This window comes from Stenotrophomonas sp. YAU14A_MKIMI4_1, from assembly GCF_003086855.1.
GTDB lineage: Bacteria > Pseudomonadota > Gammaproteobacteria > Xanthomonadales > Xanthomonadaceae > Stenotrophomonas.
Genome location: NZ_CP025998.1, coordinates 3,680,926 through 3,695,498, shown reverse-complemented (window position 1 = coordinate 3,695,498; position 14,573 = coordinate 3,680,926). Strand labels below are relative to the sequence as shown.

At 68.5% G+C, this 14,573-nt stretch carries 11 protein-coding genes; 5 read left to right on the top strand and 6 right to left on the bottom strand.

The features are described 5' to 3' along the window. Positions 1-204: 204 nt before the first annotated feature. The gene (locus C1931_RS16755) at positions 205-645 is read right to left on the bottom strand and encodes a universal stress protein (protein WP_108757135.1); all 441 of its coding nucleotides are present in this window, start codon (positions 643-645) and stop codon (positions 205-207) included. Between the two features lie 142 nt (positions 646-787). Between C1931_RS16755 and C1931_RS16750 the strand changes: the two genes are divergently transcribed. The 4 genes from C1931_RS16750 (at position 788) to C1931_RS16735 (ending at position 5,938) form a co-directional block, all read left to right on the top strand. Next, positions 788-1,696, top strand: coding sequence for a LysR family transcriptional regulator (locus C1931_RS16750; RefSeq protein ID WP_108757134.1), 909 nt, complete (start codon positions 788-790; stop codon positions 1,694-1,696). A 259-nt stretch (positions 1,697-1,955) separates the two neighbouring features. Further along, positions 1,956-3,470 (top strand): MFS transporter, encoded by a 1,515-nt coding sequence (locus tag C1931_RS16745; protein WP_108757133.1) that lies wholly within the window; start codon positions 1,956-1,958, stop codon positions 3,468-3,470. A gap of 21 nt (positions 3,471-3,491) precedes the next feature. Then, entirely contained in the window at positions 3,492-4,529 is a 1,038-nt protein-coding gene (locus tag C1931_RS16740; RefSeq protein ID WP_108757132.1) for an HlyD family secretion protein, read from the top strand. Beyond that, positions 4,526-5,938, top strand: coding sequence for an efflux transporter outer membrane subunit (locus tag C1931_RS16735; protein WP_108757131.1), 1,413 nt, complete (start codon positions 4,526-4,528; stop codon positions 5,936-5,938). The genes C1931_RS16740 and C1931_RS16735 overlap by 4 nt, the downstream gene beginning before the upstream one ends. Positions 5,939-6,089: 151 nt before the next feature. Here the strand turns inward: C1931_RS16735 and C1931_RS16730 are convergent, their stop codons facing one another. From C1931_RS16730 to C1931_RS16710, 5 genes are all read right to left on the bottom strand, one after another. Next, positions 6,090-6,428: a hypothetical protein gene (locus C1931_RS16730; protein ID WP_108757130.1), complete on the bottom strand. Its 339-nt coding sequence runs from the start codon at positions 6,426-6,428 to the stop codon at positions 6,090-6,092. 68 nt (positions 6,429-6,496) lie between these two features. Next, positions 6,497-7,438, bottom strand: a complete 942-nt coding sequence (locus C1931_RS16725; protein ID WP_108750563.1) for a DegV family protein — start codon at positions 7,436-7,438, stop codon at positions 6,497-6,499. 93 nt (positions 7,439-7,531) lie between these two features. Beyond that, positions 7,532-8,164, bottom strand: a complete 633-nt coding sequence (locus C1931_RS16720; protein ID WP_108757129.1) for a 2-hydroxychromene-2-carboxylate isomerase — start codon at positions 8,162-8,164, stop codon at positions 7,532-7,534. Between the two features lie 18 nt (positions 8,165-8,182). After that, positions 8,183-9,445 carry an amidohydrolase family protein gene (locus C1931_RS16715; RefSeq protein ID WP_108757128.1) on the bottom strand — a complete coding sequence of 421 codons (1,263 nt, stop codon included), beginning with the start codon at positions 9,443-9,445 and terminating at the stop codon, positions 8,183-8,185. Then, entirely contained in the window at positions 9,445-10,854 is a 1,410-nt protein-coding gene (locus C1931_RS16710) for an amidohydrolase (protein WP_108757127.1), read from the bottom strand. The genes C1931_RS16715 and C1931_RS16710 overlap by 1 nt, the downstream gene beginning before the upstream one ends. A 265-nt stretch (positions 10,855-11,119) precedes the next feature. On the opposite strand from C1931_RS16710, the gene C1931_RS16705 reads away from it, so the two are divergent. Beyond that, positions 11,120-14,506: an autotransporter serine protease gene (locus C1931_RS16705; RefSeq protein WP_108757126.1), complete on the top strand. Its 3,387-nt coding sequence runs from the start codon at positions 11,120-11,122 to the stop codon at positions 14,504-14,506. Positions 14,507-14,573: the final 67 nt, after the last annotated feature.

Sequence of the window (14,573 nt, the reverse complement as noted above, 5' to 3'; positions counted from 1 at the left end):
ACCTTGGTTCGCCGCCGTTCCCGGAAGTGCCAACCAAGGTTGGCACCTACCAGAGCCGGGCATGAACCCGTGAGTGCCAACCAAGGTTGGCACCTACCAGAGCCGGGCATGAACCCGTGAGTGCCAACCAAGGTTGGCACCTACCAGAGCCGGGCATGAACCCGTGAGTGCCAACCAAGGTTGGCACCTACCAGAGCGGGCCGGTCAACCGCCGCGCGTTTCCACCAGCACCGGGCACGGTGCGTGGTCCAGCGTCCACTGCGCGACCGAGCTGTCGAGCAGGCGCTGCAGCCGCGACAGGTGGCGATGGCCGATGACGATCAGATCGGCGCCCAGCTCGCGGGCCTGGGCGCTGATCACTTCGCCCGGGTCCCCGGCCGGCAGCAGCGAGCGCGCATCCACGCCGCGTTCGCGCAGCTGCGCCGTGGCGTCCTGCAGCAGGCCTTCGGCCTTGGCCCGCTGGCGGGCGGCCGCCGGGCACTCGCGGCGGTCGGCGTCGCTGGCGTCAGCGGGCAGGGCGAACTCGGGATCGAGCACACACAGCAGGTGTACAAGGCTGCGCGGCCCGGCGACGTGGGCGACCAGGTCCAGCAGCGGGTCGTGCTGGCGGCCGCCATCGAGGGCGACCAGCAGGGTGGTGAACATGGGGAGGACTCCTTGGCAGGCGGTGATGGTCCCCTATGCCGCAGCGCGCACCCATGCCGTGCGGCGCAGGCAATGCGTGCAGTGGATGCAATCGACTTCGGGCTGGAGTGTCGTAGAGTCATTCCAATTGTTGGAGACCGCCATGCCCCTGCCCGACCTGAACCTGCTGCTGGCCCTGGACGTCCTGCTGGACGAAGGCAGTGTCGCCGGGGCTGCGCGGCGCATGAACCTGAGCGCGCCGGCGATGAGTCGCACCCTGGGGCGGATCCGCGAGGCGCTGGGCGACCCGGTGCTGGTGCGCGCCGGCCGCGGGCTGGCGCCGACCCCGCGCGCACTGGAGCTGCGCGAGCAGGTGCGTGATGTGATCGAGCAGGCGCACCGGGTGTTCAACGACGGTCGCGAAGTGGACATGCTGACCCTGGAGCACACCTTCAGCATCCGCGCCAACGACGTGTTCATCGGCAGCTACGGCGGCCGCCTGCGCGAGGTGTTCCGTCAGCAGGCACCCGGTTGCACCCTGCGCTTCATGCCCGAAGGCGATACCGACGATGACGCGATGGTGCAGGGGCGGATCGACCTGTACATCAGTACCGCCGGCAAGCACACGCAGGAAACCAAGGTGCAGAACCTGTTCACCACGGCATTGCTCGGCGCGGCGCGCGAGGATCATCCGCTGTTCGACGGGGATATCACCGCCGAACGGTTTGCCGCCTGCGATCACATTGCCGTCTCGCGGCGTGGCATCGCCCATGGGCCGATCGATGACGAACTGGCGCAGATGGGCCTGCGCCGACGGGTGGCGATGGTCATTCCCACCTTCCATGGCGCGATCTTTGCGGCGGCCGCTTCGGACCTGGTGCTGCCGCAGATGCCGAGCGTGATGCTCGATCGCATCACCTACATGGGGCTGCCACTGCGCATGTTCCCGCTGCCGGTGTCGGTACGCACCGTGGCCCTGGTGCAGGCCTGGCACCCGCGCATGGACAACGACCCGGCGCACCGCTGGCTGCGCCGCGCGATCAAGAGCATGTGCGACGCCGACGCCCTGTAGAGTCGAGCTTGCTCGACTGCTTTGCCTGATCCCGCGCACGGCAGTCGAGCAAGCTCGACTCTACCAGGCACCGGCCCATCGATCCGGTCGATCAACGCATCATCCAACACTCTTGTATTCGTGCGTTGCACGCACGACTGGCATCGCACCCACGCCATTTTTCGCAGCAGTAGGCCTGCCTAGACTGCGCTCCCCACCTTCACGGAGCGCACGCCATGTCGCTTCACCTGCCGTGCGCTGCACGGATCGAGCTGCGCCGATGAGCGCGGTCACCTTGCCCAGCACGCCTGCCGCGCCCGTTCCCGCCGCCTTCGATCGCCGCATCGTGGTGGGCCTGTGCGGCGTACTGCTGGTCGTGCTGCTGTCGGGCTTCAACGAAAACGTCACCAAGGTCGCGCTGGCCGACATCCGCGGTGCGATGGGTTTCAGCGTGGATGAAGGCAATTGGATCACCGGCATCTACAGCGCCATGTCGGTCAGTGCGATGGCGTTCGCACCCTGGTGCGCGGTGACCTTCTCGTTGCGCCGCTTCGGCTTGGTGATGATCGCGGCCTTCATGCTGCTGGGCGTGTTGTGCCCGCTGGCGCCGAATCTGCCCTCGTTCCTGCTGCTGCGTGCGCTGCAGGGCCTGGCCGGCGGTGCGCTGCCGCCGCTGCTGATGAGCGTGGCGCTGCGCTTCCTGCCGCCGGGCATCAAGCTGTACGGCCTGGCCGGCTATGCGCTCACTGCAACGTTCGGGCCCAGCATGGGCACGCCCTTGGCGGCGCTGTGGGTCGAGCATGCGGGGTGGCAGTTCGCGTTCTGGCAGATCGTGCCGTTCTGCGTGGCCGGCATGCTGATGGTGGGCTGGGGCTTGCCGCAGGACCCGCTGCGGCTGGAACGCTTTGCCCAGTTCAACGGCGTGGGCCTGGCCCTTGGGTTTCCGGCGCTGGTGATGCTGGTGCTGGGGCTGACCCAGGGCGCGCGCCTGGGCTGGTTCGATTCGCCGCTGATCACCGCGTTGCTGGGCGGCGGCGCGGGCCTGCTGGTGCTGTTCTTCGTCAACGAATGGTTCCACCCGCTGCCATTCTTCAAGCTGCAGTTGCTGGCCCATCGCAACCTCAGCTATGCGCTGGTGACCTGCATGGGCGTGCTGTTCGTGCTGCTGGCGGTGATCTCCATCCCGTCTGGCTTCCTGGCCAGCGTGCAGGGCTACCGTCCGCTGCAGACTGCACCGATGTTGCTGTGGGTGGCGCTGCCACAGGCGCTCGCATTGCCCCTGGTGGCCACCCTGATGAACCAGCGTGCGGTGGATTGCCGCTGGGTGCAGGCGGCCGGACTGCTGCTGCTGGCAGTGGCGTGCCTGCTGGGCGCGCAGCTGGATGTGCAATGGAACCGCGACAACTTCCTGTGGGTGCAGCTGCTGCAGGTAGTGGCGCAGCCGATGGCGGTGCTGCCGTTGCTGCTGCTGGCCACCACCGGCCTGGCGCCGCAGGACGGCCCGTATGCCTCGGCCTGGTTCAACACCGTCAAAGGCTTCTCTGCAGTGTTCGCCGGGGGCGTGCTCGATGCGGTCGGGCAGTCTCGGCGCCACTTCCATTCCACCGCGCTGGTCGACCACCTGGGCAATCAGCCGTGGCTGCCGGCCGGTGCCGATCTGCCCGCGCGCCTGCATGCCCAGGTGCAGGCGCTGACCTCGGCGGACCTGTACTGGCTGGTCGCACTGGTGGCCCTGGGCTGCCTGCCGCTGCTGCCGTGGGCCACCCGCGTCCATCCGCCACGTGCCGTGGCCTGACCCCTTTTGCAAGGAACCCCCATGACCGTCAACAAGACAACCCTCAACGCCGGCCTGGCCCTGGGCGTGCTGGCCTTGGCCATCGGCGGCTGGCTGCTGCTGCGCGATGGCCGCTACCAGCGCACCGACAACGCCTATGTCAATGCGGATTTCACCGTGGTTGCGCCGAAAGTGGCCGGCTTCGTCAGCAGCGTCGAGGTGCAGGACAACCAGACAGTGAAAGCCGGCGACGTGCTGGCCCGCATCGACGACCGCGACTACCAGGTGGCGCTGCAGGCCGCACGCGCCGACCTGGCCAATGCGCGTGCACAGCTGGCCAATGCCCAGGCGGCGCTGGCCCAGCAGGGCTCGCTGATCGAACAGGCGCGGGCCAGCGTGGACGTCAGCCAATCCGAACTGACCCTGGCCCGTGCCGATCAGCAGCGCTACCGTGCACTGGCCAGTGACGGCGCCGGTACGGTGCAGAACGCGCAGCAGGCGGAGTCAAAGCAGGCCGTGGCCCGTGCCCACCTGCAGCAGGGCCAGGCCGCGTTGAGCACCGCCCGCCAACGCACCGACATCCTGGCCGCGGGCGTGCAGGCCGCGCAGGCGGCAGTGCAGCGTGCCGAAGCGGCGCAGGCACGTGCCGAGCTGGACCTTTCGCATACCGAACTGAGGGCGCCGATTGATGGCGTGGTCGGCCGGCGTGCGGTACGCGTGGGTGCCTACCTGACCCCGGGGACCGCGGTGGCGGCCGTGGTGCCGCTGCAGCGTGCCTTCGTGGTCGCCAATTTCCAGGAAACGCAGATGACCCGCATGCACGCGGGGCAGCCGGTGGAACTGACCGTGGATGTGTTTCCTGGCACCTCGCTGCGTGGACACGTCGACAGCATCGCACCCGCCACCGGCGTGACGTTCGCTGCGGTCGCGCCGGAGAACGCCACCGGCAACTTCACCAAGGTGGTGCAGCGCATTCCGGTGAAGATCGTGCTGGAACCGGGCCAGCCGTTGCTGGACCAGCTGCGTGCCGGCATGTCGGTGGAAGCCCGCGTGGACCTGCAGGGCGGGGAGGGCGCATGAGCGCGCGCAGCGTGATGCAGGCACTGGCCAGCGCGTTGCTGTGCGTGGCACTGGCGGCCTGCACGATGGGCCCGGATTTCGTACGCCCGCAGGCTGCGCTGCCGGCGCACTGGCAGGGCGATGCGGTGGCCAGCATGGCCATCGACGATGACGCAGCCTGGTGGGCCGGTTTCGACGATCCGCTGCTTGGGCAGCTGGCCCAGCAGGTGCTGCAGTCCAACCTGGATCTGCAGCTGGCCGCCAACCGCGTGCAGCAGAGCCGGGCGGCACGTGGCATCAGTGCCGCCGATCGCCTGCCGTCGGTGGCGGCCACTGCCAGCGGCGCGCGCGCGCGCAACAGCGAGGTGGGCCTGAGCGATCCTTCCGGCAACGGCGGGCGCGATGACTACGGCCTGTTCCAGGCCGGCATCGGCCTGAGCTGGGAACTGGATCTGTGGGGCCGCGTGCGCCGCCAGGTGGAGGCCGCCGACGCGCGCGTGCAGATGGCTGAAGAAGATGCACATGCGGTGCGCATCGCGCTGTTGGCTGAAACCGCACGCAGCTACCTGCAGCTGCGCGCGACTTCGCAGCTGCTGGCGATCACCGAGCACAACCTGGGCATTGCCGCCGACATCCAGCGGCTGACCGAAGCACGCCAGCGGCAAGGCGTCGCCACGACCCTGCAGGTGTCGAGTGCGGCCGCACAGGTTGCCGCGCTGCAGGCGCGCATCGCCCCGCTGCGGCACCGCCAGTCACAGCTGCGCAATGCACTGGCATTGCTGCTGGCCAGGCCGCCGCAGGCGCTGGATACCCTGCTGCAGGACGCGCGTGCCGACTGGCCGGCATTGCCTGCCGTTGCGGTGGGCCTGCCCAGTGAACTGGCCGAACGCCGCCCGGACATCCGCCGTGCCGAAGCGGCGTTGCATGCGGCCACGGCGAACATTGGCGTGGCCAAGGCCAGCTTCCTGCCGCGCATCACCTTGAACGGCGATGCCGGGTTCCAGGCAAAACAGCTTGATGACCTGGACGGATGGGATGCCCACCGCTTCAGCATCGGCCCGTCGATCAGCCTACCGATCTTCCAGGGCGGGCGGTTGCAGGCCAATCTGGCGCTCAGCCGCCTGCAGCAACAGCAATCGGCGCTGCAGTTCCAGCGCACGGTGCTGCAGGCCTGGCATGAAGTGGACGATGCCATCGATGGCTACGCCGCCGAACAGCAGCGCACCACGCAGCTGCAGGTGGCGGTGGCGCAGAGCGAAACCGCGCTGGGTGCCGCGCGCCGCCAGTACCAGGCCGGCGTGGTGGATATGCTGGATGTGTTGAGTACCCAGCGCATCGCGCTGGACAACCAGGCTGCGCTGGCCAACAGCCAGGCCTCGGCCGCCATCGCCCGGGTGGAGCTGTACCGCGCGCTGGGTGGTGGCTGGTAGCGCGTGGCCAGAGCCGGGCATGAACCCGGTAGTGGCCAACCTTGGTTGGCCGCCTTTCCCATGAGTGCCAACCAAGGTTGGCACCTACCAGAGCGGTGCATGAACCCGGAAGTGCCAACCAAGGTTGGCACCTACCAGAGCGGCGCGCTGCTTAGCGCACGTCGCGCAGTTCCCAATGGTGGCCGGCCAGCAGGCGCAGGCGCTGCTTGAACACATCGCTGTCGATGCGGGTGGTCGCCACCAGGTTGATGCGCAGGTCCTTCTGTTCGCCGGTCACCGTGGCGTCCGGGTCGGTCACGCCCCACTGCGGCTCCACCGCATCGGGATCCGGCTGCTTGGCCTTCCAGCGTTCGAACAGGGTGCCCGTGCGCAGCGCGTCCTGCAGTTCTTCGGCGAAACCGCCGGCGCTCTGCGAGTGGAAGGACAGGTCGGGGTCGTTGCCGCGGGCCTTGGACGGGTCGGGCAGGCTGATGTGGTACTGCGCAGGCATGAGGGTTCTCCTTCAGAGGTGGCAAGGCTGGCACAGTGGCGGTGCAATGCGCGTGTAGGCGCGGCCCGTCAATCGAAGGCGTGCGGGCCGTCGGCGAAGCCCACCGTCACCGCGCCCTTGCCCACGTTCACCATGCCGGTCAGGCTCATCACCGCTTCGTACACGGCCACGCCGTGCGCGGCACAGGTTTCCTTCAGCGCCGCATAGCCGGGCAGGGCACGCAGTTCGTCCAGTTCACCGCCGTAGCTCACGCACACCGTGGGGGTCATCAGGCCGGCACGCACGCGCTTGCCGACCACGCCGAACAGCTTCTGCACCGCATTGTCGAAGCCCTTGATCTTGGCCACCGGGCCGGTTTCGCCGCGGTACCCGTGCAGCACCGGCTTGATGTCCAGTGCGCTGCCCAGCGCGGCGCTGATCAGGCCCACGCTGCGGTCGCCCTTGTGCCGGGCGCGTGCGCGCATGTAGTACAGATCGCGGGTGACCATGTAGCCATGCACGTTGCCAGCCAGCGCTTCCAGCCGCTCGCGGATCTGCTGCACGCTGGCGCCGCTGTCGCGCAGGCGCACCGCTTCGATGGCGGTGACCGCCTGCGCGGCGAACAGGTTCTGGGTGTCCAGCACGCGCAGCGCGAACGGCGAATTGAAGCCCGCCGCCTGCCGCACCGGTTTGTAGTCGTTGAGGATGGCGAAGCTGGCCTGCAGCGCGTTGTCGTGGATCGGGCTGCGGGTCTTGGTGATGGTCATGCAGAACACGTGGTCGTAATCGATCACCAGCTGCTGCAGGAACAGATCGCGGATCTGGTTCACGCTGAAGGGAATGGTTTCCGCTTCGGCACCGTGCTCGGCCACGTGCGCGTGCAGGAAGCTGAGCGTGGCCTGCTCATCACGGTGGTCGGCCAGCACCGCTTCGCCAATGCGCACGGTGATCGGCAGCAGCACGATGTTGTGCGCGGCAATGAAGTCCTGCGGCAGATCGCAGGCCGAATCGACGACGATTCCGATGCGCATCCGGCTCCCCCTCCAGGGCGGTTGTAGGTTCGGAAAGTGTGAAAACTATCTCAAAACCAAGCCGGGCGCGCGAGGGAATCACGCCATGCCTGTTCAGCGATTGCGCTGTACCGCCACTGGAAGCGTTATCACGTGCTGCCATTCCGGCTGCTGCAGCAGGCCGGGGTCGGCCAGCACCGCGGCCATCATCGGATGCGCGTCGTTGCCCCAGAACAGTTCGCCGTCGATGGACAGGGTCGGCACGCCGAACACGCCGGCGTCGATGGCCGCGTCGGTGTTGCGGCGCAGCTGTTCCTTGATGGCCGGGTCAGCCAGGGCGGCTTCCACGTCATCCACGCCCAGCCGCTGCGCCGGTTCGCGCAGGGCCTGGGCGCTGTCGGCGCTGTTGCCGTCGCGCCAGATCCAGTCGAACAGCACATCCACCGCCTGCGCGCTGCCACCGGCGGCCAGGCACAGGCGCAGCACGGCCAGCGGGTTGAACGGATGCCCCGGCGGAAAGCGCAGCGGCGTGCCTTCGGCCTGCGCGGTCCACAGCAGCTGGCGGTAGATGAAGCGGCGCTTGGCCGGAATCTCGGCCGGCCCCAGGTTGCCCAGGTGGTGCAGGATCGCGCCGAAGGCAATCGGCACCGGCTGGATGCGGGTGAACTGCGGCAACTGCTTCAGCTTCTGCCAATGCAGGTAGGAATAGGGCGAAACGAAGTCGAAGTACCAGCGCAGGGTGGCCATCGGCGTTATCTCGGTCGGTCAGGGCGGGGTGGTGCGCTGCAGGTAGCGGTCACGCAGTTCGGTCTGGCGCGAGCGCATGGGCATGGCGCGGCCGCCCAGCCAGACCTGCTCGGCATAGTGGGCCACATCCAGCGGGTCGCCTTCCCACAGCACCAGGTCGGCGCGCTTGCCCGGTTCGATGCTGCCGATCTGGTCGGCCACGCCCAGCACCTGCGCCGGTACCCGGGTCAGGCCGGCCAGGCCATCGGCCCAGGGCAGGCCGTTGGCCACCGCATTGCCGGCCAGCTGGCGCATCTTGCGCGCGTTGTGCGAAGCGTCTTCGCGCTGGGCGAAGGCCACCGGCACGCCGGCACGCTGCAGGCGCGCGGCGTTTTCCAGGCTGGCGCCGATCTGGTCGAAGGTGCTGGGCAGGTTGCCCAGCGCATCCACGAACACCGGCACCTGCGCAGCGGCCAGTTCCGGCGCCAGCTGCCAGGCTTCGGCACCGCCGGCAATGGCGATCTTCACCTTCTCGCGCGCGGCCCAGCGCAGCAGTTGGCGGATGTCGGCGGCGCGGTCCACCTCCACCACGATGCGGCCCTGGCCCCCCAGGTAGCGGGCCAGCGTGCGCCGCCCGGCCGGGGTCAGCAGCGCATGCGGTGAATCGGCCGGGACCTGGCCGCGGGCCTCGTCCACCATCTGCTGCAGCAGCATCCACTGGGCGGCACGCGACTGCCCGGTCAACTCGGCTGCGGCCGCACCCAGGCGCAGGTACAAGGCACGTGGGCCGATCGGGTCGGCACTGCCGTCCAACCGCACCACGCCGCCCTGGCCGGCCACGAAGCCACCGCCGGTATGCGCGCCCAGCGCGGTGAAGCCGATGCCATCCAGGCGTGCCACCGGCACCAGCACCGAGGCCGGGTTGTAGGCCAGGGTGACGTCGAATTCCGGGCGCAGCGGCTGCTCGCCGATCTTCAATGTGCTGTCCACCGTGCTCGATTCACCGGACACTTCCTCGATGCCGATCTCGGTGATGCCGCCGAACAGGGCCGGGGTCAGTGGGCGACCATTGGCCTCCACCACCGTTACCCCGGCCGGCGCGGCCAAGCCCGGCCCGACCGCGCGGATCAGCCCGCCCTGTACCAGCACGTCGCTGTTCTGCAGGCTGCCGCGCGCGCCGGCGGTATGCACCGTGGCATTGCGCACCAGCAGGTCCTGCGCCGACGCCGTACCGGCCAGCAGCAGCAACAGCGCGGCGGTAGCGCCGGGCCATGGCCGGCGGCGTTTGTTCAACATGCCCATCAGCGCACCTCCTGGCCAAGCTGGAAATCAGAACGCGGCGTGGCCTCGGGCACGCTGCGGTCATACAAGCGCCGCCCATCGATGAACACCTGTTCGGCCAGGGCATAGGAACTGAAGGGGTTGCCATTCCACACCACCACATCGGCCATCTTGCCGGCCTCCAGGGTGCCGGTCTGGCCCTCGATGCCCAGTGCCTTGGCCGCGTTGGCGGTCATCCAGGCGATCGCCCGTTCGGGTGCGATCGCCGGCATCTGCGCGCGCCGCGCGGCGGCGATCACTTTGGCCGCTTCCTGGTTCAAGCGCTGGATGCCTTCGGGGGAATCGGAATGGACGATGGCGCAGCTGTTCTGCGGCCGGTCCACCAGCGCGATGTTCTCGGCAATGCCATCGAAGGCTTCCATCTTGAAGCCCCACCAGTCGGCCCACAGCGCGCCGCAGACGCCGTCGGCGGCCAGGCGGTCGGCCAGCTTGTAGGCTTCCACGCCGTGGTGGAAGGCGGCGACCTTGAAGCCGAATTCCTTGGCCAGGTCGAGCATGGTGGCCATTTCGTCGGCGCGATAGCAGTGGATGTGCACGCGGATGTCGCCCTGGATCGCCCCGGCCAGCGTGTCCAGCTTCAGGTCGCGCTTGCCGCCGGCATCACCGGCGCTGTCGCCCTTGTCGCTGCCGAACCAGCCCTTGCGCTTGGCCGGCTTCGGGCTGTTCTTGGCGATGTAGTCGGCGGCATCGATGAAGGCGGCGCGGTAGCCGGCCACGTTGCCCATGCGGGTGCCGGGGGCCACGCCCTTGCCGCCGCCGTAGACGCGCTTGGGGTTTTCGCCGCAGGCCATCTTCAGGCCCCACGGCGCACCGGGGAATTTCATCGCCTGGTAGGTGGTGGCGGGCACGTTCTTCAGCACCACGCCGCGCCCGCCCACCAGATTGGCCGAACCGGGCAGCACCTGCATGCTGGTCACGCCACCGGCCAGCGCGGCCTGGAAGCCGGGGTCCTGCGGCCACACCGAATGCTCGGCCCAGACGTTGGCGGTAACCGGTGCGGTCATCTCGTTTCCATCGCTGTGCGCGCCCACGCCGGGGCTGGGGTAGACGCCCAGGTGCGAATGCACGTCGATCAGGCCGGGGGTGACCCACTTGCCCTGCGCATCGATGCGGGTGACGCCCGCATCGGCCTGCAGCTGCGGGCCGACCGCCACGATGCGGCCATCGCGCAGCAGCACGTCGGCATTGTCCAGGCGCTGGCCGGTGCCGGTCAGCACGGTGGCGTTATGGATCAGCACCGGCGCGCCCGACTGGGCCCGGTAGGTGCTGGGGTAGGGGTCGGCCACGAAGCGCGACGCACCCACGGCCGGCGCCGAAGTCAACGAAACCAGCGCCAACCCTAGAGCAGCGCGCAACACCATCGAAGCCATGCAGATTCCCCAAACCCCCACGTGAATCCAGCGACGCTATCCGTCGTCGGTGCCACTTGCCAAGTGACGTTGGGCAGGGGCCGAGAAGAGCGGGGTAGGAATTTCCCTATACAGAAATTGTGAATCAAGCATTAATTTTTTGTGATGCCTGCCGCTACCACCCGGTGGGTTAGCGCGCGCTGATCCGCCGCGAGGGTGTTCTTTCCACTGCTCCATGACGGAGCTGCACCTGAAACATTCCATGGAATCAAGGACGTAACTGCAGATGACTGTCTCCCCGTCGTACCGTTCCACCGCTTCCCGCCGCTCCATCCTCCCCTCTCCCCTGGCTTCGGCCATCGTTGGCTCGCTGCTGATGGCCGCCGCCCTGCCGGCCCTGGCCCAGGACAGCAACGCAGACGCGCTGTTGCGTTACCAAGCGCAGCGCAGCCTGCAGGCCGCGTTTGCCGCCCCGGTCCTGACCGCTTCGCCGTCGCTGAAAATCACTGCCGCCGATGTGGAAGTCGATCCGGAACCCATCATGGGCACGCCGGGTGATGCCGCCAGCTGGCGCACCACCGAATTCAACAGCGACTGGGGCCTGCAGGCGATCAACGCCGATGTGGCCTACGCACGCGGCCTGACCGGCACCGGCATCCGCCTGGGCGTGTTCGACAGCGGCACCGGCCTGGACCACGACGAGTTCGCCGGCAAGGATCACCGCAGCATCCACTTGGCCGATGTGCTGGCCGATGGCAGCCTGTGCGCACGCGAAGTACTGGATGGCCCGGATGCCTGCTTCGCCAGCGACGGTGACCAGGTGGCCGTGTCCTACCAGGTGCTCGACCCGGACTACGCTGCGCTGCTGGAACGAAACGGCTTCTACGAAGGCCTGAGCTACAACGTGCACGGCACCCACGTGTCGGGCACCATCGCCGCCAACCGCGATGGCAATGGCACCCACGGCGTGGCCTTCGGCGCCGATCTGAGCGTGGCCCGCCTGTTCTCCAACAGCGCCACCTACCTGTCGGTGGTGAACATCGGCGGCAACCTGTACCTGGACGAGCAGACCATCGCCGCCATCCAGGCTGATGATTCGATATACCCGCAGCTGTACGCGCAGATGAACGAACAGGGCGTGCGCGCGATCAACCACAGCTGGGGCCTGGCCAACGAGCCGACCACCGCTGAAGACCTGGACCTGTACCAGTCGCACCCGGTGTTCGCCGCCAGTCTGGCCGCGATGGCCGAAGGTTCGCGCAGCAGCGGGCTGATCCAGGTCTGGGCCGCCGGCAACACCGATGCGCCCAACACCTCGCCGGAAGAAGCGCCGATCGCCGGCATGTATGCCTCGCTGCCGCGCGCCATCGCCGACATCGAGCCGTACTGGCTGGCCGTGGTCAACGTCAATGAAGACCTGGAGCTGAGCAACCGCTCGATGCGCTGTGGCCTGGCCGCGAACTGGTGCCTTGCTGCGCCGGGTTCGAACATCAACTCGACCGTGTACGGTCCGGATTCGGTGATCGAAGGTGATTTCTACGATGACAACGGCAACCTGGTGGTGGACATCATCAGCCAGACGCCGTCGTCTGATTACCAGGAACTGAGCGGCACCTCCATGGCCGCCCCGCACGTCACCGGCGCGCTGGGCCTGCTGTTCGAGCGCTTCCCGTACCTGGACAGCGCGCAGGTGCGCGACGTGCTGCTGACCACCGCCACCGACCTGGGTGCCGAAGGCGTGGACGATGTCTACGGCTGGGGCCTGATGAACCTGGCCGCGGCCGTGGAAGGCTACGGCTCGCTGCGCGTGGACACCGACGTGGTGATGAACCAGAAGGCCGGCGGCCTGAAGGTGTGGGAAGGCGATGCATGGGACGACTGGACCAATGACATCGGCGGCCCGGGCAAGCTGACCAAGAGCGGCATCGGCTGGCTGCGCCTGAGCGGCGACAACAGCTTCAACGGCGCGGTGGTGCGCGAAGGCGTGCTGGAACTGGACGGCGTGAACACGCTGACCAGCGCCGTGGACGTGACCGGCGGTACCTTCCTGCTCAACGGCACCCTGCAGAACACCGCGCTGAACAGCCTGGGCGGCAACAGCCGCATCACCACCACCGGCGTGCTGGACGGCTCGGACCTGACCGTCACCGGCGGCGTGGTCTCGTTCAACGGCGTGCAGACCCGCGGCAGCACCTTCGTCGGTGAAAAGGGCACGCTGAAGGGCGTGGGCCAGCTGGGTGACACCACCGTGGCCGGCATCATCGCCCCGGGCAACTCCATCGGTACGCTCACCATCAACGGTGACTACGTGCAGACCGCCACCGGCGTGTACCAGGCCGAAGTGGCCCCGGGCAGCCGCAGCGATCAGCTGCACGTGACCGGTACCGCCACCCTGGGCGGCACCCTGGTGGCGCTGCCGGAACCGGGCATCTACTACCTGGGCGAGCAGTTCAACTTCATCCAGGCCGACGGCGGCGTGAACGGTCAGTTCGCCACCACCGATTTCAGCGCCTTCTCGCCCTTCATGCAGTTCAGCCTGGCCTACACCGCCGCTGGCGCGCGCATTGAAGTGACCCGCGGCAACGCGCTGGCCACCTCGGCCACCACCGCCAACCAGCTGGCCGTGGCCACCGTGGCCGACGGCCTGGCGGTCAACCAGGGCCTGCCGCGTCCGCTGACCATGCTGTTCCCGGAACAGGTGGGCAGCGCACTGGACAGCCTGAGCGGCGAACTGCACGCCGCCACCAGCGTGGCCCTGCTGGAAAGCAGCCGCTACGTGCGTGATGCCGCGCTGGCCCGCCGTGCCGGTGCCGCTGCACCGGGTGCCGAAGGCGGCGACGCCACCGGCGTGTGGGTGCAGGCCCTGGCCGGCAGCACCACCCTGGACGGCAACACCAACACCGCCCGCACCGAAGCCAACAGCAACGGCCTGCTGGTCGGTGCCGACCGCGAGTTCGGCGGCTGGCAGGTGGGCGTGCTGGCCGGTACCGGCCGCACCGACGTGAAGCAGGGCGAAGGCCGCCGTGCCAAGTCGAAGGTGGACAACACCCACTTCGGCGCCTACGCCAGCCACAACTGGGGCGGTTTCGGCCTGCGTGGCGGCCTGGCCTGGAGCGAACACGAGGTGGACAGCACCCGTGAGCTGGCGTTCGCTGGTTACAGCGACACCCTGAGCGCCCGTTACGACGCGCGTACCCGCCAGGCCTTCATCGAAGCGGCCTACCGCTTCGGCGGCCGCGAGGCCGGCCTGGAGCCGTACCTGCAGGTGGCTCGCGTGGAAGTGGACACCAAGCACGTGAACGAGCGTGGCGGTGCCGCGGCCCTGCAGGGTTCGGTGGATGACGTGCGCACCACCCTGGCCACGGCCGGCGTGCGCTTCGACAAGGGCCTGAAGGCCTCGTTCCAGCAGGACAGCTGGCTGCACGTGCGCGGCGCGGTGGCCTACCGCCACGCCAGCGGCGACCGCAACCCGGCGGCCCGCCTGGGCTTTGCCAGCGGCGGTGACAGCTTCGTGGTCAACGGTGCCCCCATCGCCGACAGCGCGGTGGTGGCCGAACTGGGCCTGTCGGCCTGGCTGACCGCCAAGCAGCAGCTGGAACTGGGTTACAGCGGCCAGTTCGGCGACGAAAGCCGCGACCACGGTGCCAACCTGCGCTGGTCGGTGCGCTTCTAAGCCACCGGTTCCCGCAGGGAAACCAGAGGGGGGCGGCCGCAGGGCCGCCCCCTTTCTTTGTGTGGCA

Excerpts from the sequence above, each read along its gene's own strand:
- C1931_RS16755 (WP_108757135.1), bottom strand. The coding sequence starts at position 645 with ATGTTCACCACCCTGCTGGTCGCCCTCGATGGCGGCCGCCAGCACGAC.
- C1931_RS16725 (WP_108750563.1), bottom strand. The coding sequence starts at position 7,438 with ATGCGCATCGGAATCGTCGTCGATTCGGCCTGCGATCTGCCGCAGGAC.
- C1931_RS16750 (WP_108757134.1), top strand. The coding sequence starts at position 788 with ATGCCCCTGCCCGACCTGAACCTGCTGCTGGCCCTGGACGTCCTGCTG.
- C1931_RS16740 (WP_108757132.1), top strand. The coding sequence starts at position 3,492 with ATGACCGTCAACAAGACAACCCTCAACGCCGGCCTGGCCCTGGGCGTG.
- C1931_RS16745 (WP_108757133.1), top strand. The coding sequence starts at position 1,956 with ATGAGCGCGGTCACCTTGCCCAGCACGCCTGCCGCGCCCGTTCCCGCC.
- C1931_RS16735 (WP_108757131.1), top strand. The coding sequence starts at position 4,526 with ATGAGCGCGCGCAGCGTGATGCAGGCACTGGCCAGCGCGTTGCTGTGC.
- C1931_RS16705 (WP_108757126.1), top strand. The coding sequence starts at position 11,120 with ATGACTGTCTCCCCGTCGTACCGTTCCACCGCTTCCCGCCGCTCCATC.
- C1931_RS16730 (WP_108757130.1), bottom strand. The coding sequence starts at position 6,428 with ATGCCTGCGCAGTACCACATCAGCCTGCCCGACCCGTCCAAGGCCCGC.
- C1931_RS16715 (WP_108757128.1), bottom strand. The coding sequence starts at position 9,445 with ATGGGCATGTTGAACAAACGCCGCCGGCCATGGCCCGGCGCTACCGCC.
- C1931_RS16720 (WP_108757129.1), bottom strand. The coding sequence starts at position 8,164 with ATGGCCACCCTGCGCTGGTACTTCGACTTCGTTTCGCCCTATTCCTAC.
- C1931_RS16710 (WP_108757127.1), bottom strand. The coding sequence starts at position 10,854 with ATGGCTTCGATGGTGTTGCGCGCTGCTCTAGGGTTGGCGCTGGTTTCG.